Origin of the sequence: Mitsuaria sp. BK041, assembly GCF_014193085.1 — a bacterium.
In the GTDB taxonomy this organism is placed as follows: domain Bacteria; phylum Pseudomonadota; class Gammaproteobacteria; order Burkholderiales; family Burkholderiaceae_C; genus Roseateles.
The window spans coordinates 1,830,865-1,849,017 of the sequence record NZ_JACHYT010000001.1 but is presented as its reverse complement, the minus strand read 5'-3'; the positions used below and the strand labels follow the sequence as shown (position 1 = coordinate 1,849,017).

Annotated in this window: 17 protein-coding genes; 6 read left to right on the top strand and 11 right to left on the bottom strand. The window is 69.6% G+C overall.

What is annotated here, in order from left to right; translation table 11 throughout:
• Positions 1-28 precede the first annotated feature (28 nt).
• From tsaD to FHT38_RS08045, 10 genes are all read right to left on the bottom strand, one after another.
• The gene (tsaD, locus tag FHT38_RS08090; protein WP_091724273.1) at positions 29-1,087 is read right to left on the bottom strand and encodes a tRNA (adenosine(37)-N6)-threonylcarbamoyltransferase complex transferase subunit TsaD; all 1,059 of its coding nucleotides are present in this window, start codon (positions 1,085-1,087) and stop codon (positions 29-31) included.
• A 15-nt stretch (positions 1,088-1,102) separates the two neighbouring features.
• Positions 1,103-1,441 carry an ISC system 2Fe-2S type ferredoxin gene (gene fdx / locus FHT38_RS08085; RefSeq protein ID WP_091724272.1) on the bottom strand — a complete coding sequence of 113 codons (339 nt, stop codon included), beginning with the start codon at positions 1,439-1,441 and terminating at the stop codon, positions 1,103-1,105.
• A gap of 35 nt (positions 1,442-1,476) precedes the next feature.
• Positions 1,477-3,345: a Fe-S protein assembly chaperone HscA gene (hscA, locus tag FHT38_RS08080; RefSeq protein ID WP_183491144.1), complete on the bottom strand. Its 1,869-nt coding sequence runs from the start codon at positions 3,343-3,345 to the stop codon at positions 1,477-1,479.
• 58 nt (positions 3,346-3,403) lie between these two features.
• Complete coding sequence (gene hscB / locus FHT38_RS08075; RefSeq protein WP_091725198.1) at positions 3,404-3,925, bottom strand: Fe-S protein assembly co-chaperone HscB; 522 nt, start codon at positions 3,923-3,925, stop codon at positions 3,404-3,406.
• Between the two features lie 148 nt (positions 3,926-4,073).
• Entirely contained in the window at positions 4,074-4,397 is a 324-nt protein-coding gene (iscA, locus tag FHT38_RS08070; RefSeq protein WP_091724270.1) for an iron-sulfur cluster assembly protein IscA, read from the bottom strand.
• Between the two features lie 10 nt (positions 4,398-4,407).
• On the bottom strand, positions 4,408-4,821 hold the full coding sequence (gene iscU, locus FHT38_RS08065) for a Fe-S cluster assembly scaffold IscU (protein ID WP_091724269.1): 414 nt from the start codon (positions 4,819-4,821) through the stop codon (positions 4,408-4,410).
• Between the two features lie 43 nt (positions 4,822-4,864).
• Positions 4,865-6,085 (bottom strand): IscS subfamily cysteine desulfurase, encoded by a 1,221-nt coding sequence (locus FHT38_RS08060; RefSeq protein WP_183491142.1) that lies wholly within the window; start codon positions 6,083-6,085, stop codon positions 4,865-4,867.
• A 67-nt stretch (positions 6,086-6,152) separates the two neighbouring features.
• Positions 6,153-6,686, bottom strand: coding sequence for a Fe-S cluster assembly transcription factor (locus FHT38_RS08055; protein WP_091724267.1), 534 nt, complete (start codon positions 6,684-6,686; stop codon positions 6,153-6,155).
• A gap of 318 nt (positions 6,687-7,004) precedes the next feature.
• On the bottom strand, positions 7,005-8,114 hold the full coding sequence (locus FHT38_RS08050; RefSeq protein ID WP_183491140.1) for an NADH:flavin oxidoreductase: 1,110 nt from the start codon (positions 8,112-8,114) through the stop codon (positions 7,005-7,007).
• A gap of 1 nt (position 8,115) precedes the next feature.
• Positions 8,116-8,511 (bottom strand): RidA family protein, encoded by a 396-nt coding sequence (locus FHT38_RS08045; protein WP_183491138.1) that lies wholly within the window; start codon positions 8,509-8,511, stop codon positions 8,116-8,118.
• Between the two features lie 134 nt (positions 8,512-8,645).
• Between FHT38_RS08045 and FHT38_RS08040 the strand changes: the two genes are divergently transcribed.
• The 4 genes from FHT38_RS08040 (at position 8,646) to FHT38_RS08025 (ending at position 12,672) form a co-directional block, all read left to right on the top strand.
• Positions 8,646-9,536 carry a LysR substrate-binding domain-containing protein gene (locus tag FHT38_RS08040; protein ID WP_183491136.1) on the top strand — a complete coding sequence of 297 codons (891 nt, stop codon included), beginning with the start codon at positions 8,646-8,648 and terminating at the stop codon, positions 9,534-9,536.
• A gap of 63 nt (positions 9,537-9,599) precedes the next feature.
• The gene (locus FHT38_RS08035) at positions 9,600-9,764 is read left to right on the top strand and encodes a hypothetical protein (protein ID WP_175538223.1); all 165 of its coding nucleotides are present in this window, start codon (positions 9,600-9,602) and stop codon (positions 9,762-9,764) included.
• Between the two features lie 126 nt (positions 9,765-9,890).
• The gene (locus tag FHT38_RS08030) at positions 9,891-10,880 is read left to right on the top strand and encodes an aliphatic sulfonate ABC transporter substrate-binding protein (RefSeq protein ID WP_183491134.1); all 990 of its coding nucleotides are present in this window, start codon (positions 9,891-9,893) and stop codon (positions 10,878-10,880) included.
• 40 nt (positions 10,881-10,920) lie between these two features.
• The gene (locus tag FHT38_RS08025) at positions 10,921-12,672 is read left to right on the top strand and encodes a rhodanese-like domain-containing protein (protein ID WP_183491132.1); all 1,752 of its coding nucleotides are present in this window, start codon (positions 10,921-10,923) and stop codon (positions 12,670-12,672) included.
• A 352-nt stretch (positions 12,673-13,024) separates the two neighbouring features.
• Here the strand turns inward: FHT38_RS08025 and uvrB are convergent, their stop codons facing one another.
• Positions 13,025-15,190 carry an excinuclease ABC subunit UvrB gene (gene uvrB, locus FHT38_RS08020; protein WP_183491130.1) on the bottom strand — a complete coding sequence of 722 codons (2,166 nt, stop codon included), beginning with the start codon at positions 15,188-15,190 and terminating at the stop codon, positions 13,025-13,027.
• A 166-nt stretch (positions 15,191-15,356) separates the two neighbouring features.
• Here uvrB and FHT38_RS08015 point away from each other — a divergent pair, with 166 nt between their 5' ends.
• Positions 15,357-16,559, top strand: coding sequence for an amino acid aminotransferase (locus FHT38_RS08015; RefSeq protein WP_183491128.1), 1,203 nt, complete (start codon positions 15,357-15,359; stop codon positions 16,557-16,559).
• A gap of 241 nt (positions 16,560-16,800) precedes the next feature.
• On the top strand, positions 16,801-18,117 hold the full coding sequence (locus FHT38_RS08010) for a polyhydroxyalkanoate depolymerase (protein ID WP_091724260.1): 1,317 nt from the start codon (positions 16,801-16,803) through the stop codon (positions 18,115-18,117).
• Positions 18,118-18,153 lie beyond the last annotated feature (36 nt).

Here is an 18,153-nt window from a genome sequence, read left to right as displayed (position 1 = left end):
AACAGCGCCGCCCGCCTCGCCAGGCGCCTCACAGCGCGGCCGGGCCGTTCAGTTGCGACAGGTCCCAGCGCGGGCGGACCTCGAAGCCGCCGCCGCGCGTGAGCGCCGCCATATCGCGCTGCAGGCGCAGCGCGGCGGCGAGCGCGATCATCGCGCCGTTGTCGGTGCACAGGTGCAACTCGGGATAGTGCACGCGCACGCGGCGCTTGTCGCAGACCGCGTTCAACTGCTCGCGCAGCCGCTTGTTGGCGCCGACACCGCCGGCCACGACCAGCCGCTTCAGCCCGGTGTCCTTGAGCGCGAGCAGCGCCTTCTTCACCAGCACCTCGACGATCGCGGCCTGCGTCGACGCGGCCAAGTCGGCACGCTGCGCCTCGGTGATGCCGCCGGGCTGCGCCTCGAGCTTGCGCACCTGCGTCAGCACCGCCGTCTTGAGGCCCGCGAAGCTGAAATCGGGCTTGCCGCTGTGCAGCAGCGGCCGCGGCAGCGCGAAGGCCTCGGGATCGCCCTGCTCCGCCAGCTTCGACAGATGCGGGCCGCCGGGATACGGCAGGCCGAGCAGCTTGGCCGACTTGTCGAAGGCCTCGCCCGCGGCGTCGTCGATGGTTTCGCCGAGCAGCTCGTAGCTGCCGACGTCGTCGACCCGCATCAGCTGCGTGTGGCCGCCCGAGACGAGCAGCGCGACGAAGGGGAACTCCGGCGGATCCTCGGACAGGAACGGCGACAGCAGGTGGCCCTCGAGGTGATGGACGCCCATCACCGGCCGATCGAGCGCGGCGCCCAGCGAGGCCGCCACGCCCGCGCCCACCAGCAGCGCGCCGGCCAGGCCGGGCCCCTGGGTGTAGGCGACGACGTCGATGTCCGCCAGCGACAGGCCGGCGCTGGCCAGCACCTCGCGGGTCAGCGGCAGCACGCGGCGGATGTGGTCGCGCGAGGCCAACTCCGGCACCACGCCGCCATAGGCCTGGTGCATCGAGATCTGGCTGTGCAGCGCATGCGCCAGCAGCGCGGGCACGCCGTCGCCCGAGGCGTCCACCAGCGCCACGCCGGTTTCGTCGCAGGAGGATTCGATGCCGAGGACACGCATGGACTCAGCCGCCGCTCAATGGTTCTCTTTGGCGTGGTTGATCGAGTACTTGGGGATCTCGACCGTCACGTCGGTGTTGGACAGGATGGCCTGGCAGGACAGGCGCGAGTTGGGCTCCAGACCCCAGGCGCGGTCCAGCATGTCCTCCTCGTTCTCCTCCATCTCGGACAGCGAGGCGAAGCCCTCGCGCACGATCACGTGGCAGGTGGTGCAGGCGCAGACCTGGTCGCAGGCGTGCTCGATCTCGACGTGGTTGTCGAGCAGCGCCTCGCAGATCGTCGTCCCGGACGGCGCCTCGATGGTCTTGCCCTCGGGCGCGTATTCGGGATGGGGAAGGATCTTGATGACGGGCATGGGATGTCCTTGAAGCTGGCGGTGTCGGCTCGCGCTCAGACCTGATCGATGCTGCGGCCGGTCAGGGCCTGCTGGATGCCGCGGTTCATGCGCGCGGCGGCGAAGGCCTCGGTGCCCTTGGCCAGCGCCTGGACGGCGGCATCGATGGCATCGGCGTTCGCGGCCGCGTCGTCGACCTGCGCCTTGGCGAGCAGGTCCGACTGCAGCGCGGCGATCTCGGCGCGCTCGGCCTCGCTGAGCAGGTCGCCATCGGCACGCAGCGCGGACTGGGTCGCGAGGATCATGCGCTCGGCCTCGACGCGCGCCTCGCGCAGCTTGCGGGCGGCCATGTCGGATTCGGCGCTGGCGAAGCCCTCGCGCAGCATCGTGGCGATCTGCTCGTCGGCCAGGCCGTAGCTCGGCTTGACCTGCACCGCCGCCTCGACGCCCGAGCCCAGCTCGCGAGCGGACACGCTCAGCAGACCGTCGGCATCGACCTGGAAGCTCACGCGGATGCGGGCGGCGCCCGCGGCCATCGGCGGGATGCCGCGCAGCTCGAAGCGCGCCAGCGAGCGGCACTCGCTCACCAGTTCGCGCTCGCCCTGCAGCACGTGCACGGCGAGCGCGGTCTGGCCGTCCTTGAAGGTGGTGAAGTCCTGAGCCTTGGCGACCGGGATGGTGGCGTTGCGCTCGATGATGCGCTCGACCAGCCCGCCCATCGTCTCCAGGCCCAGCGACAGCGGGATCACGTCCAGCAGCAGGATCTCGCCGTCGGCGCTGTTGCCCGCGAGCTGATTGGCCTGGACCGCCGCGCCGAGCGCGACGACCTCGTCGGGATTCAGGTTGGTCAGCACCTCGCGGCCGAAGAGCTCGCTCACGACGCGGCGCACGATGGGCATGCGCGTCGAGCCGCCGACCATCACCGTGCCCTGCACCTCGTCGGCGCCGACCTTGGCGTCGCGCAGCACGCGACGCACCGCCAGCAGCGTCTTGTTGACCAGCGGCAGGGCCAGTTCGTCGAACAGGGCGCGCGACACCTCGACGCTCAGCGCGCCGGCATCGAGCGCGGCGCTCAGCGTGACGCGTTCGGCATCGGTCAGCGCCTCCTTGGCCTGGCGCGCGGCGACCAGCACGCGGCGCTTGTCGGCGGCGCTGGTGACGCTCAGGCCGGCCTGCGCCAGCGCCCAGTCCGCCAGCAGGCGGTCGAAGTCGTCGCCGCCCAGTTGCGCGTCGCCGCCGGTCGCCACCACCTCGAACACGCCTTTCGTCAGGCGCAGCAGCGAGATGTCGAAGGTGCCGCCGCCCAGGTCGTAGACGGCGTAGAGCCCCTCGCTACCGTTGTCCAGCCCGTAGGCGATCGCGGCGGCGGTGGGCTCGTTGATCAGGCGCAGCACGTTCAGGCCCGCGAGCTGCGCCGCGTCCTTCGTGGCCTGGCGCTGCGCGTCGTCGAAGTAGGCGGGCACGGTGATGACGGCGCCGAACAGGTCGTCGTTGAAGGTGTCCTCGGCGCGCTGGCGCAGCGTGGCCAGGATCTCGGCGCTGATTTCGACCGGCGACTTCAGGCCCTCGCGCGTGGCCAGGCTCAGCATGCCCGGCGTGTCCTCGAAGCGATACGGCAGCTTGTCGCGGTTGGCGATGTCCTCGACGCGGCGCCCCATGAAGCGCTTGACCGAGACGATGGTGTTCTCCGGGTCCTCGGCCTGCGCGGCCAGCGCGTCGTAGCCGAACTGGCGGCGGCCCTCGGGCATCACGCGCACCGCCGACGGCAGGATCACGCGGCCCTGATCGTCGGGCAGGCACTCGGCGACGCCGTGGCGCATCGCCGCCACCAGCGAGTGCGTCGTGCCCAGGTCGATGCCCACGGCGATGCGCCGCTGATGGGGATCGGGCGACGCGCCGGGTTCGGAGATTTGCAGCAGGGCCATGGTGTCGTGTCTTGTTCTTCGGAAGTCGAGGCGGCGGGCGGCGATGCGCGCGCGGGCCTCAGGAATGCTCGAGCGCCTCCAGGCGCTGGTCGATGTCGGCGCGGAAGCGCGTCAGGAACATCAGCGCGCGCACCGATTCGGCGGCGGCCGCGGCGTCGCCCTCGTCGTCGAGCTGGCGGCCGGCCTGGGCCAGCAGCGCGCGCTCGCGGCCGGCGACCTGCTGGTCGATGGCCAGGATCGCGTCGGGCGTCTTGGCCTCGTCCAGCGACTCGCGCCATTCCATCTGTTCCATCAGGAAGGCGGCCGGCATGCGGGTGTTCTCGTTGGCCTGGATCGGCGCGCCACGCAGCTCGCAGAGATAGGACGCGCGCTTGAGCGGATCGCGCAGGCGCTGATGCGCCTCGTTGACGCGCAGCGACCACTGCATCGCCAGGCGCTGCGAGGCGGCGCCGTCGGCGGCGAAGCGGTCCGGATGCACCTTCGCCGCCAGCGCCTTCCAGCGCTGCGCGATCTCGGCGCCGTCCTGCGCGAAGCGCTGCGGCAGGCCGAACAGGGTGAAGTCGTCGTCGTCGAGTTTCACGATGTCAATGAAAAAAGCGCGGCCGAGCTGCCGCGCCGATGAAGCGGTGACCGTCAGCGCGCGGAAGACATCGCCGGGCCGCCCCAAGATGTCTTGCTGCCCCCTCGGGGGGCGGGACGGGCGTACACGCCCGTCCGGGGGCCGACAGTCAGACGCGGAAGGATTCGCCGCAGCCGCAGCGGTCCTTCTCACGCGGGTTGCGGAACTTGAAGCCCTCGTTCAGGCCCTCGCGGACGAAGTCCAGCTCGGTGCCGTCCAGGTAGGGCAGGCTCTTCGGGTCGATCAGCACCTTGACGCCATGGCCCTCGAAGACGACGTCCTCGGGGGCCACTTCATCGGCGTACTCCAGCTTGTAGGCCAGGCCGGAGCAGCCGGTGGTCTTGACGCCCAGGCGCACGCCGACGCCCCGCCCGCGCTTGGCGATGTAGCGCGTGACGTGCCGGGCGGCGGCTTCGGTCAGGGTGACGGACATCGCGCGGACCTCAGGCGGTGGCGGTCGCGGCGTCGGCGGTCTGGCCGTGCTTGGCGCGGTAGTCGTCCACGGCGGCCTTGATGGCGTCCTCGGCCAGGATCGAGCAGTGGATCTTCACCGGCGGCAGCGCCAGTTCTTCCGCGATCTGGTTGTTCTTGATGGACAGCGCCTCGTCCAGCGTCTTGCCCTTGACCCACTCGGTGACCAGCGAGCTCGACGCGATCGCGGAGCCGCAGCCGTAGGTCTTGAACTTGGCGTCCTCGATCAGGCCGGTGGCCGGGTTCACCTTGATCTGCAGCTTCATCACGTCGCCGCAGGCCGGCGCGCCGACCATGCCGGTGCCCACCGATTCGTCGCCCTTGTCGAAACCGCCCACGTTGCGGGGGTTCTCATAGTGGTCGATGACCTTGTCGCTGTATGCCATGACTGTTCTCCAACGTCGTTGTTCGGGTGTCCTGCGGATCAGATCAATGAGCGGCCCACTGGATGGTGCTCAGATCGATGCCTTCCTTGTACATGTCCCACAGCGGGGACAGCTCGCGCAGCTTGGCGACGCGGTCCTTCAGCAGCGAGACGGCGTAATCGATCTCTTCCTCGGTCGTGAAGCGGCCGATCGTCATGCGCAGCGAGGAATGCGCCAGCTCGTCGCTGCGGCCCAGCGCGCGCAGCACGTAGCTGGGCTCCAGGCTGGCGGACGTGCAGGCCGAGCCCGAGGACACGGCGATGCCCTTGATGCCCATGATCAGCGACTCGCCCTCGACGTAGTTGAACGAGGCGTTGACGTTGTGGGGCACGCGGCGCTCGAGGTCGCCGTTGATGAAGACCTGCTCGATGTCCTTCAGGCCATCCAGCAGGCGCTGCTGCAGCGCCTTGATGCGGGGCAGCTCGGTGGCCATCTCCTCGCGGGCGATGCGGAAGGCCTCGCCCATGCCGACGATCTGGTGCGTGGGGAGCGTGCCCGAGCGCAAGCCACGCTCGTGGCCGCCGCCGTGCATCTGCGCTTCCAGACGCACGCGCGGCTTGCGGCGCACGTACAGCGCGCCGATGCCCTTGGGACCGTAGCTCTTGTGCGAGGCCAGGCTCATCAGGTCGACGGGCAGCGTCGCCAGGTCGATCTCGACCTTGCCGGTGGCCTGCGCGGCGTCGACGTGGAAGATGATGCCCTTCTCGCGGCACAGCGCGCCGATGGCGGGGATGTCCTGGATCACGCCGATCTCGTTGTTCACGAACATCACCGAGATCAGGATCGTGTCCGGGCGGATCGCCGCCTTGAGCACGTCGAAGTCGATCAGGCCGTCTTCCTTGACGTCGAGGTAGGTCACCTCGAAGCCCTGGCGCTCCAGTTCGCGCGTCGTGTCGAGCACGGCCTTGTGCTCGGTCTTGACGGTGATCAGGTGCCTGCCGCGGGACTGGTAGAAGTTGGCCGCGCCCTTGATGGCGAGGTTGTTGGACTCGGTCGCGCCGGAGGTCCAGACGATCTCGCGCGGATCGGCGTTGATCAGCTTGGCGACCTCGCCACGGGCCTTCTCCACGGCTTCTTCCGCTTCCCACCCCCAGGCATGGCTGCGCGACGCCGGATTGCCGAAATGCTCGCGCAGCCACGGGATCATCGCGTCGACGACGCGCGGGTCCACCGGCGTGGTGGCGCCGTAGTCCATGTAGATGGGGAAGTGCGGGGTCATGTCCATGGGAACGTTCTTCTTGTCGACTACTGAATCGGGTTGACGCGGACCGGAGCGGAGCGGAGGGCCGGGATCACTTGCTCATTGCATTGCCGAGCGCGAAGACGGAATTCGGCGCGGTGATGCGGATGGGCTTGACGACGGGGGTGCTGGAGATGGCGCGCTTGACGGGCGCTTCCTCGACGGTGACGCCCTTGGCGAGCTGGTCGTCGACGAGCTTGCGCAGCGTCACGGAGTCCAGGAACTCGATCATCTTGTTGTTGAGCGCGGTCCAGAGGTCGTGCGTGATGCAGCGGCCGTTGTCGTCGCCCATGCAGTTTTCCTTGCCGCCGCAGCCGGTGGCGTCGATGGGCTCGTCGACGGCGACGATGATGTCGGCGACGGTGATCTCATCGGAACGGCGGCCGAGCGAATAACCGCCGCCGGGGCCGCGGGTGGACTCGACGAGCTGATGGCGGCGGAGCTTGCCGAACAGCTGCTCCAGGTAGGACAGCGAGATCTGCTGGCGTTGGCTGATTGCCGCCAGCGCGACGGGGCCGCTGTTTTCGCGCAGGGCCAGATCGATCATCGCGGTGACGGCAAAACGACCTTTGGTGGTGAGACGCATCGAACTTCTCCTTGGCGCCCGTGTCGGGCTTCAGGACATGGAGGCGGCGGCTCGGCTGACGCCGGGTCGACTCACGAAGCAGGGTTTCCCCCTGCAATGTCCGAGCATTTTACTCAATTAAGAAGGAGCTTGCTCGGGTTACCCCCGACTGGCGTCGAGGGGGCCGTTCCAGGCCAGGCGCGGAACGGCGGTTTGCGCTAGAGGCCAGATGTCCAGCGGCCGGGCGGCCGGCCCGGGCGGGCCTTGGCATCCCGCGCCGCCGGATTCTCAATGACAGCGCCAATAACCCTTCCTGCAGGCGGGGTCTTGCGAGCGATCTCAGGCCCGTGCGGTCCGGGCCCGTCTGAGGTCGGCGTTCGCCAGATCGGCGAGCGGCGAAAGCAACGTCCGGTCGAACTCCTCCAGCGGCAGCCCGTCCCGAACCCGCCGCGGCCAGTCGGCATGGCTCAGCGCGCCCCGTCCCAGGGCGATGAGGTCCGCCTCCCCGCGCGCCATCATCCCTGCGGCGCGGGCCGGATCATGCAGCGATCCATTGGCGATCACCGGCACCGACCCGTACCGCCGCGCCAGTGCCGCGAGGCTCGCACCTTCTCCGAAGGCCGGCTGCCAGGCCTCGAACTCGGTCGTGTGCAGGTAGTCGATCGGCGCCGCCGACAAGGTCCGGAACACCTGCGCCGCGTCGGCCTCCGCGCCGCGCCACTTGTGGCCGAAGTCGTTGACCTTGCCCTGCGACACCCGATAGCCGACCGGGAACCCCGCGCCCACCGCCTCCCGCACGGCGGCGATCACCTCGACGCCCAGCCGCAGCCGCTGAACCAAGGCGCCGCCATAGCCGTCCTCGCGCCGATTGGTGTGCTCGGTGAGGAACTGGTCCAACAGATACCCATTGGCGCCGTGCAGCTCCACCCCATCGAAGCCGGCCTCCCTGGCCCGCACCGCCGCCGCGGCGAACCCGTCGATCGCCGCGGTGATCTCCGCGAGCGTCATGGCTTCGGGCATGCGATACGGCCCCTCCCCTCTATAGAAAGACATCTGGACGCCCGCCGGCTGCACCGCCGAAGGCCCCTTCGCCACGGCCCGGTGCGCGTTGCCCTGGGAGATCGCACCCGCGTGCATCAGTTGCGCCACGATGCGTCCGCCTGCGGCATGGACGCTCTCCACCACCGGTCGCCAGGCGTCGCGCTGTGCGTCGTCAGCCAGCCCCGGCTGGAACAGATATCCCTGCGAGTACGCGCGGTCGGTATAGACCCCTTCCGTGATGACCAGCCCAAAGCCGCCCGCCGCGAAGTCGGCGTAATACCGCGCCATGCGCGGCGTCGCCTGGCCGTCGGCGGTTGCGCTGACGCGCGTCATCGGCGCCACGGCCCATCGATTCGCAAGCCGCAGCGGCCCCAGGTCAACGGGGTCGAACAGGTTGGACGCCTTCATGTCAGCGCCCCTGCGCACCGGGCACTTCGGCGATCGCCTCGATCTCGATCATCGCCTCCGGCGCGTAGAGCGCCTTGATCTCGGCGATGGTGTCCGCCGGGTACGGCATCGAGAAGAACTCGCGCCGCAGGGCCACCACATCGTCGAAATGGCCCATGTCGGTCACGAAGATGGTGACCTTGATGACGTCCTTCAGCCCCGCGCCGCCGGCTTCCAGCGCCCGACGCAGGTTCGCGAAGGCCTGGCGCCCCTGGGCCAGAAAACCGCCCGCCACGATGCGGCCGTCTTCCCCGGCGCCGGCCTGACCGGAGATGAAGAGCAGCCCGCCCGCCTTGATGCCTTGCGACAGCAGGTAGGGCTCATAAGGATCGGGATGGGTGATGACGCGTTCCAGCATGATTGCATTCCTTTCATTCATCGAGGCCGACGAAGCGCCGGCCTCGGGGTGAACAATAGGGAAGCACCTAGCGGGCGACAAAGGTTCAATTGTCAGCCGTAAGATGAGCAGAGCTCATTCATCAGCACCCTCCGATGGATCGTCGATCACTTCCGCTGTCCGCACTGCGCGCCTTCGAGGCGGCCGCGCGCCTGGGCAGCTTCAAGGCCGCCGCCGAGGAACTCGCCGTGACGCCGACGGCGATCAGCCATCAGATCCGAGGACTGGAGGAGCAATCCGGCGTCGCGCTCTTCGAGCGCCAGGTGCGCCGCGTGACCCTGACCGAAGCCGGCGCCCAGCTCTATCCCGTGCTGCGCGACGGCTTCGACGCGATCCAGTCGGCGCTTGAACGCCTGACCCAGCCGCGCCGCCGGCCGCAGGTGGTGATCTCGGCGACCAATGCCTTCACGGTGAAGTGGCTGGTCCCGCGCATGTCCGACTTCCGCCTGCGGCATCCCGGCATCGACCTGCAGCTGCAGGCGTCGGATGAGGTGGTCGACCTGCGCTCGACGGCGGTCGACATCGCGATCCGCTACGGTCGCGGCCCCTATCCCGGTCTCAGCACCGAGCCGCTGTTTGCGGACCACTTCGCGCCCGTCGCCAATCCGCGGCTCGGCGTGAGCTCGATCGAGGACCTGGCGCGCGTGCCGCTGATCTGCTTCGATTGGAAACGGCCGCAGCCGGAGAACCCGACCTGGGAGCGCTGGTTCGCCGCGGCCGGCGTCCCGGGCCGGTCACCGGCCGGGCAGCTGCGTTTTTCGGACGAAGGCCATGCGATCCAGGCGGCGGTCGCCGGCCACGGGATCGCGCTGGTGAGCCAGGCGCTGGTCGCCGAGGAGCTCGCCGCCGGTCATCTGATGCAACCGTTCGGGCCGGTGATCGATGGTCACACCTATCACCTGGCCGTCAGCAGCGAGCGGGCGCCGTCGACCAGCACGCAGGCGGCCATGGTCTGGCTGAGACAGCAGGCGGCGGCGGGATCGTGAGCGGCCGGGCCTACCCGGGACCGGCAATTGCCCTCTTCGCGACTCCACACCTGGGAGCCCCCCATGACCCTCACGCAAATCGAGACTGTCCGCGCCGCACGCCTGCAGCTGATCGACCTAGGCGACGAGAAAACCGCCGCCCTGCTGGCGTGGGCCCTGGAGGAGCCGTCGACGCCGCGCCCGTCGACCGAGCCTCCGCCCCAGCGGGACCTGCCGCCCACGGCTTGAAGGGTCGGTAAGGCTTGCCGGCAAGACGCCGGCGTCTATCGATCCTCGCTTTGCTTCGTTCCGATCCCTGGCCGGGATCCCTAGGCTGCGGCGCTCAGATGCCTTGCGCTCCACGCGCCCGCCGCCATGACCGTCCCGCCCGCCCCGACCGTTTCCGGATCCACCCGCCGCCGCTGGCTTGCGCAGGCCGCCGCGCTCACCGGCGCGGTCGCCCTGCCCGCCGCCCCCGTCAGCGCGGCCGAAACCGCGACCCTGCGCATCGGCTACCAGAAGTCCAGCACGCTGACGCTGCTGCTCAAGTCGCGCGGGGTGCTCGAGCAGGCGCTCGCCCCGCGGCAGGTCGCTGTCTCCTGGCATGAATTCACCTCCGGCCTGCCGCTGCTGGAGGCGCTCAACATCGGCGCGCTGGACCTCAGCGCGGACGTCGCCGACGCCGTGCCGCCGTTCGCGCTGGCCGCTGGCGCCAAGCTCACCTACTACGCCATCGAGACGCCCTCGCCGACCGCCCAGGCCATCGTCGTGCGCAAGGATTCGCCGATCACCAGCGTCGCCCAGCTCAAGGGCAGGAAGGTGGGCTTCGCCAAGGGCGCCGGCGCGCATTACCTGCTGCTCGAGGCGCTGAGCCAGGCCGGCCTGTCGATCCGCGACATCGAGCCCGCCTACCTCACACCCGCCGACGGCCGCTCCGCCTTCGAGAACGGCGCCATCGCCGCCTGGGTCGTGTGGGATCCCTTCCTGGCGGCGGTGCAACGCCAATCGGGCGCTCGCATCCTGGTCGACGGCACCCGCATCGCGGCCTACCGGCGCTTCTATCTCGCGGCGACGCCCTTCGCGCAGCGGCACCCGGAGGTGCTGCAGCGCGTCTACGAGGAACTCCAGCGCGCTGGAGAATGGGTCAAGAAGAACCCCGCCGCCGCGGCCGATTGGCACGCGCCTGCGCTTGGCCTGGACCCCGCCATCGTCGCCGCCGCCAATGAGCGCCGCAGTTATGCGGTGCGTCCGATCGACGCCGAGTCGCTGTCGGAGCAGCAGCGCATCGCCGACGCCTTCAGCGGCGCGCAGATCCTGCCTCGGCGCGTCGCCATCCAGGAATCGCCGGTCTGGCGCCCCGCCTGACCGGCCCGCCCGACCGCCCGACCGCCAGGAGCCCGCCGCCATGACCGTCCTGCATCCCACCGACACGATCGCCACGACCGCGTCCAACGCCACAACCGCTCCGGCCGCTTCGGCCGCCTCGTCGCCCGCATCCGCGGCCGCGCCGGTCCTGCACCCGCCTCAGGCGCCCCGCCATCCGGCGCCGCTGCCGACTCGCACGGTCGCCGACGTCCGCGCCGCGCTGCTCGCGCGGGTGGAGATCGCGCTGCTCGACGTGCGCGAGGAAGCGGCCTATGCCGAGGCCCATCCGCTGTGGGCCGCCAACCTCGCCGCCTCGCGGCTGGAGCTCGACGCCTGGGGGCGCCTGCCGCGGCGCGGTGTGCCCATCGTCGTCTATGACGACGGGGAAGGCGTGGCGGCCGCGTCGGCGCGCAAGCTGCAGGCGCTGGGCTACACCGACGTCGCGCTGCTCGCCGGTGGCCTGGGCGCCTGGCGCGAAGCCGGTCTCGAGCTGTTCCGCGACGTCAACGTGCCGAGCAAGGCCTTCGGCGAGCTGGTCGAGGCCCGGCGCCACACCCCCTCGATCCCGGCCGACGAACTCCAGCGTCGCCTCGCGCGCGGCGACCGGCTCGTCCTGCTCGATGCCCGGCGCTTCGACGAATACCGCAGCATGAGCCTGCCCGGCTCGATCAGCGTGCCTGGCGGCGAACTGGTGCGACGCGCCCGCGACCTCGCGCCGGACCCGACGACCCTCATCGTCGTCCACTGCGCCGGCCGCACCCGCAGCCTGATCGGCGCGCAGTCGCTGATCGACGCCGGCGTGCCCAATCCTGTCGTCGCGCTGCGCAACGGCACGATCGGCTGGACGCTCGCGGGCCTGGCGCTCGCGCAGGGCCAGGGGCGCTCGCACGAGGACGTGCCGCTCGGCGACCTGGACGCGGCGCGCGAGGGCGCCACGGCACTGGCCCGCCGCGCGCACGCGCAGCGCATCGATGCGCGCGTGCTCGCCGACTGGCTGGCCGATCCGCGCCGCTCCACCTACCGCTTCGATGTCCGCGGCGCCGACGAATACGCACGCGGCCACCGTCCGGGCTTCCGGCACGCGCCGGGCGGCCAGTTGATCCAGGAGACCGACCACCACGTGCCGGTGCGCGGCGCGCGCATCGTGTTGAGCGACGACGACGGCATCCGTGCCTCGATGGCGGCGGCCTGGCTGGCGCAGATGGGCTGGGAGGTGGCGGTGCTGCCGCCGGATCCCGCGGCGCACACCGAGACCGGCCCGGACCTGCCGCCGCAGCCGCTCTCCCCGACCGTGGCCACGGTGACGCCGGCCGAGCTGGCCCGTTGGCGCGACGAGGACGCCGACCGCGAACAGCCGGACACGGTGGTCATCGACGTCGCGCCGAGCATCACCTACATCGTCCGGCACATCCCCGGCGCCTGGTGGAGCCCGCGGGCGCGGCTGGCCGAGGCGCTGCGCACCGTCATTCCCGCGGCGCGCCGCGTCGTGCTGACGGGCAACCTGGGCGTGCTGCCGCGCTTCGTCGCTGCCGACCTCGCCGCGGAACTGGCGGCCGAGGGTCGCGAGCTGCTGGTGCTGGAGGGTGGCACGACGGCCTGGTACGACGCGGGCCTGCCGATCGAATCCGCCAACCCGCGCCTGGCCTTCCCGCGCGACGACCGTTACCGCCGCCCTTACGAGGGCACCCACCATCCGCGCGACGCGATGCAGGCCTACCTCGACTGGGAGTACGGTCTCCTCGCGCAACTGGACCGCGACGGCACGCATTTCTTCCGCGTCATCGAAGACTGACCGAACGACATCACGGCGCACGCCCCACCCACAACAAGCGCTCAACCCGGGGTCAGCGAGCGCCGGTGGGGCCGGAAGGCTGCTGGGGGTTCCCGAACGGGATGCCCCCTGCTGCCTGGAGAGCCCGCGCTCCCCGTCCCGCAGTCGAGGACCGCCCCCGCCGCCCTTCCCACAACAAGCGCTCACCCCGAAGGCAGCGAGTGCCTATGGGGCCGGAAGGCTGCTGGGGGTTCCCGGACGGGATGCCCCCTGCTGCCTGGAGAGCCCGCGCTCCCCGTCCCGCAGTCAATCGAAGCCCTTCCGCCCCATCAGACGCCAGCGCACTGCTCCCGCACCGCGCTGCGCCCCGGGGTCACTTGCCCTTGCCCGCCGAAATCGGCACGACGTTGTCGTGCACCGCCGCGCCGAAGGCCTGCTCCTTGAGTTGCGCCAGTTGATCGCGCAGCCGCGCCGCCTTCTCGAACTCGAGGTTGCGCGCATGCTCCAGCATCTGCTTCTCCAGCTGCTGGATGCGCTTGCTCAGATCCTTCTCGCTCATCGCCTCGACCTCGGCGGCCTCGGCGATGACCTTGGCGTCGTCGCGGCCCGGCTTGTCGCTGTAGACGCCGTCGATCAGGTCACGGATACGCTTGACCACGCCGCGCGGCGTGATGCCGTTGGCCTCGTTGAACGCGATCTGCTTGGCGCGGCGGCGCTCGGTCTCGCCGATGGCCTTCTTCATCGACTCGGTGATGCGATCCGCATAGAGGATCGCCTTCCCGTTCACGTTGCGCGCCGCCCGGCCGATGGTCTGGATCAGGCTGCGCTCGGCGCGCAGGAAGCCTTCCTTGTCCGCATCCAGGATCGCCACCAGCGAGACTTCCGGAATGTCCAAGCCTTCGCGCAGCAGGTTGATGCCGACCAGCACGTCGAAGGTCCCCAGCCGCAGGTCGCGCAGGATCTCGACCCGCTCGACCGTGTCCACGTCCGAGTGCAGGTAGCGCACCTTCACGCCGTTGTCGCTGAGGTACTCCGTCAGCTGCTCGGCCATGCGCTTGGTCAGCGTGGTGATGAGCACGCGCTCGTTGATCTCGATGCGATCGCGGATCTCCTGCAGCACGTCGTCCACCTGGTGCGTCGCCGGTCTGACCTCGACCACCGGATCCACCAGCCCCGTCGGCCGCACCAGCTGCTCGACGACCGCGCCCGCCTGGCGCTTCTCGTAGTCGCCCGGCGTCGCGCTGACGAAGATGGCCTGGCGCATTTTGCGCTCGTACTCCTCGAACTTCAGCGGCCGGTTGTCCATCGCCGACGGCAATCTGAAGCCGTACTCGACCAGCGTGCTCTTGCGCGCCCGGTCGCCGTTGTACATGGCGCTGAACTGGCCGATCAGCACGTGGCTCTCGTCCAGGAACATCAGCGCGTCCGGCGGCAGGTAGTCGACCAGCGTCGGCGGCGGATCGCCGGGAGCGGCCTGCGAAAGGTGGCGCGTGTAGTTCTCGATGCCCTTGCAGTGGCCCACCTCCTGCAGCATCTCCAGGTCGAAGCGCGTGCGCTGCTCCAGCCGCTGCGCCTCGACCAGCTTGCCCTCCTTGATGAAGAAGGCCACGCGCTCGCGCAGCTCCTCCTTGATCGTCTCGATCGCGGCCACCACGCGGTCGCGCGGCGTCACGTAATGGCTGGACGGATAGACGGTGAAGCGCGGGATCTTCTGCCGGATCTGGCCGGTCAGCGGATCGAACAGCGTCAGCCCCTCGACCTCGTCGTCGAAGAGCTCGATGCGCAGCGCCAGCTCCGAGTGCTCCGCCGGGAAGACGTCGATGGTGTCGCCGCGCACGCGGAAGTGACCGCGGGTGAATTCCATCTCGTTACGCGTGTACTGCATGCGCGCCAGCTGCTGGATGATGTCGCGCTGGCCGAGCTTGTCGCCCACCCGCAGCGTCATCACCATCTGGTGATAGTCGCTCGGGTTGCCGATGCCGTAGATCGCCGACACCGACGCCACGATCACCACGTCGCGCCGCTCCAGCAGGCTCTTGGTGCAGGACAGCCGCAGCTGCTCGATCTGCTCGTTGATCGCGCTGTCCTTCTCGATGAACAGGTCGCGCTGCGGGACGTAGGCCTCGGGCTGGTAGTAGTCGTAGTAGCTGACGAAGTACTCGACCGCGTTCTTCGGGAAGAACTCGCGGAACTCGCTGTACAGCTGCGCCGCCAGCGTCTTGTTGGGCGCGAAGACGATCGCCGGCCGGCCCAGCCGCGCGATCGTGTTGGCCATGGTGAAGGTCTTGCCCGAGCCCGTCACGCCCAGCAGCGTCTGGAAGCTTTCGCCGTCATTGACGCCTTCCACCAGCTGCTGGATGGCGGTGGGTTGGTCGCCCGCCGGCGGGTAAGGCTGGAACAGCTGGAACGGAGAGCCTTCGAAAGAGACGAATTCGCCCTTCGGCGGCGCACCCACCTCGGGCGTCTGCGCCTCGGGCGAAGCGGACTTCTTCCCCTTGGCGGCGGGGGTTGAGGGCGTGGCGGCGGTGGATCGGCTCATCAGGGTTTCCCAGGGGCAACGCTTGTTCCCTGCCTACAATCGGCGGGCTTCGCTGGGCGCGCGGGAGGCGCCTCGGGCGTCAGGACGCGACAGCGTAGCGCAGCCGGACGGGTTTCTCCCGTCGTGCCCTTCCCGCTCTTGCCAACGCACTGTCAGGAAAGCCTCCATGTCCCTGTTCGCCGCCGTCGCCATGGCCCCCCGCGACCCCATCCTGGGTCTGAACGAGCAATTCAACGCCGATCCGAATCCCGCCAAGGTCAATCTGGGCGTGGGCGTCTATTACGACGACAACGGCAAGCTCCCGCTGCTGGCCTGCGTGGCCGCCGCCGAGGCGCAGATGCAGGCGGCCCCCAAGCCGCGCGGCTACCTGCCCATCGACGGCATCGCCGCCTATGACGCGGCCGTGCAGGGCCTGGTCTTCGGCGCCGACAGCGAAGTCCTCAAGGCCAAGCGCGTCGCCACCGTGCAGGCCCTGGGCGGCACCGGCGGCCTGAAGATCGGCGCCGACTTCCTCAAGCGCCTGAACCCCGGCGCCAAGGTGCTGATCTCCGATCCTTCCTGGGAAAACCACCGCGCGCTGTTCACCAACGCCGGCTTCCCGGTCGAGACCTATCCCTACTACGACGCCGCCAACCGCGGCATCGACTTCAGCGGCATGCTGGGCGCGCTGAACGCGGCCCCGGCCGGCACGGTCGTCGTGCTGCACGCCTGCTGCCACAACCCGACCGGCTACGACCTGACGCCCGCCCAGTGGGCGCAGGTCGTCGAGGCGGTCAAGGCGCGCGGCCTGGTCGCCTTCCTCGACATGGCCTACCAGGGCTTCGGCGAAGGCATCGCCGAGGACGGCGCCGTGATCCAGCAGTTCCTGGCCGCCGGCCTGGACTTCTTCGTCTCGACCAGCTTCTCCAAGAGCTTCTCGCTCTATGGCGAGCGCGTCGGCGCGCTGAGCGTGGTCTGCGCCTCCGCCGAGGAAGCGACCAAGGTCCTGAGCCAGCTCAAGATCGTGATCCGCACCAACTACTCCAACCCGCCGACGCACGGCGCCCAGGTCGTGGCCACCGTGCTGTCCACGCCCGCGCTGCGCGCCCAATGGGAAGAGGAACTGGCCGGCATGCGGGTGCGCATCAAGCAGATGCGCGAGGCGCTGGTCGCCGAGCTCCAGGCCGCCGGCATCACCGACGACCTGAGCTACGTCACCCGCCAGAAGGGCATGTTCAGCTACAGCGGCCTGTCCGCCGAGCAGATGCAGCGCCTGCGCTCGGAGTTCGGCGTCTACGGCGTCGATTCGGGCCGCATCTGCGTGGCGGCGCTCAACAGCAAGAACCTCAAGCCGGTTGCCGCCGCGATCGCCGCGGTCAAGAAGGTCTGACCCTTCCTCGCCGCCACACTTCGATGCGCTGATCGCACGATCGGCGCTCGAACCCAGGGCCGGTACCGCCGCAAGCGGGCCGGCCCTGCGCATTTATGGCGAAATCCGCCGGTTCGAAGTCCCTGCCGCGGCCCCCGACGGCACGCCGGCGACACACACTTCCGATGGCCGGGACCTAGAATTGCTGCGTTGCACAACGGGTGCCAGCTTTCGCCTCACTCCCCCTCGAGAGGTCCGCCAGATGCTCTACCAGCTTTATGAAACCCAGCGCGCGTTGCTGAGCCCGTTCTCCGAGTTCGCCAGCGCCACCGCCAAGCTCTACAGCCATCCGCTGTCGCCGTTCGCGCACACGCCGCTGTCGCACCGGATGTCCGCCGGTCTGGATCTCATGCACCGGCTGGCCAAGGAGTATGAGAAGCCGGAATTCGAGATCACCAGCGTCGAGGTGGACGGCATCGACGTCGCGGTGCAGGAACTGGTGGCGCTGGAGAAGCCCTTCTGCCGCCTGCTGCGCTTCAAGCGCTACACCGACGACCCGGCCGTGCTGGCCAAGATGAAGGCGCAGCCGACGGTGCTGGTCGTGGCGCCGCTGTCCGGCCACCACAGCACGCTGCTGCGCGACACGGTCAAGCAGCTGCTCAAGGACCACAAGGTCTACATCACCGACTGGACCGACGCCCGCATGGTGCCGCTCGAAGCCGGTCCCTTCCACCTCGACGACTACATCTACTACGTCCAGGACTTCATCCGCCACGTCGGCGAGGACTGCCACGTGATCTCGGTCTGCCAGCCGACGGTGCCGGTGCTGGCGGCGATCTCGCTGATGGCCTCCAAGGGCGAGACCACGCCGCGCTCGATGACGATGATGGGCGGCCCGATCGACGCCCGCCGCAGTCCGACCGCGGTCAACAACCTGGCGATGAACAAGAGCTACAGCTGGTTCGAGAACAACGTCATCTACCGCGTGCCGACCAACTTCCCGGGCGCCGGCCGCGAGGTCTACCCCGGCTTCCTGCAGCACACCGGCTTCGTGGCGATGAATCCGGACCGCCACCTGAGCTCGCACTACGACTACTTCCTCGATCTGGTGCGCGGCGACGACGACAGCGCCGAGTCCCATCGCCGCTTCTACGACGAGTACAACGCCGTGCTGGACATGCCGGCCGAGTATTACCTGGACACGATCAAGACGGTGTTCCAGGACTTCGCGCTGGTCAACGGCACCTGGGATGTCGGCGGCGACCTGGTGCGTCCGCAGGACATCACCCAGACCGCGCTGCTGACCGTGGAGGGCGAGCTGGACGACATCTCCGGCGCCGGCCAGACCAAGGCCGCGCATGAGCTGTGCAGCGGCATCGACGCGAAGAACCAGTTCCACTACGACGCGATCGGCGCCGGTCACTACGGCATCTTCTCGGGCCGTCGCTGGCGCGAGAAGGTCTACCCGGTGATCCGCGACTTCATTGCCAAGTACGATGCGGCCCCGTTGCACCAGCCCGCCGCGGCCAAGCGCGCGCCCCGACCGGCGACGCGCCGTCCGCGCAAGCCGACCGAGTGAACCCCGCCCCGTCCGATTCCGCCTCCGCTGACCCGT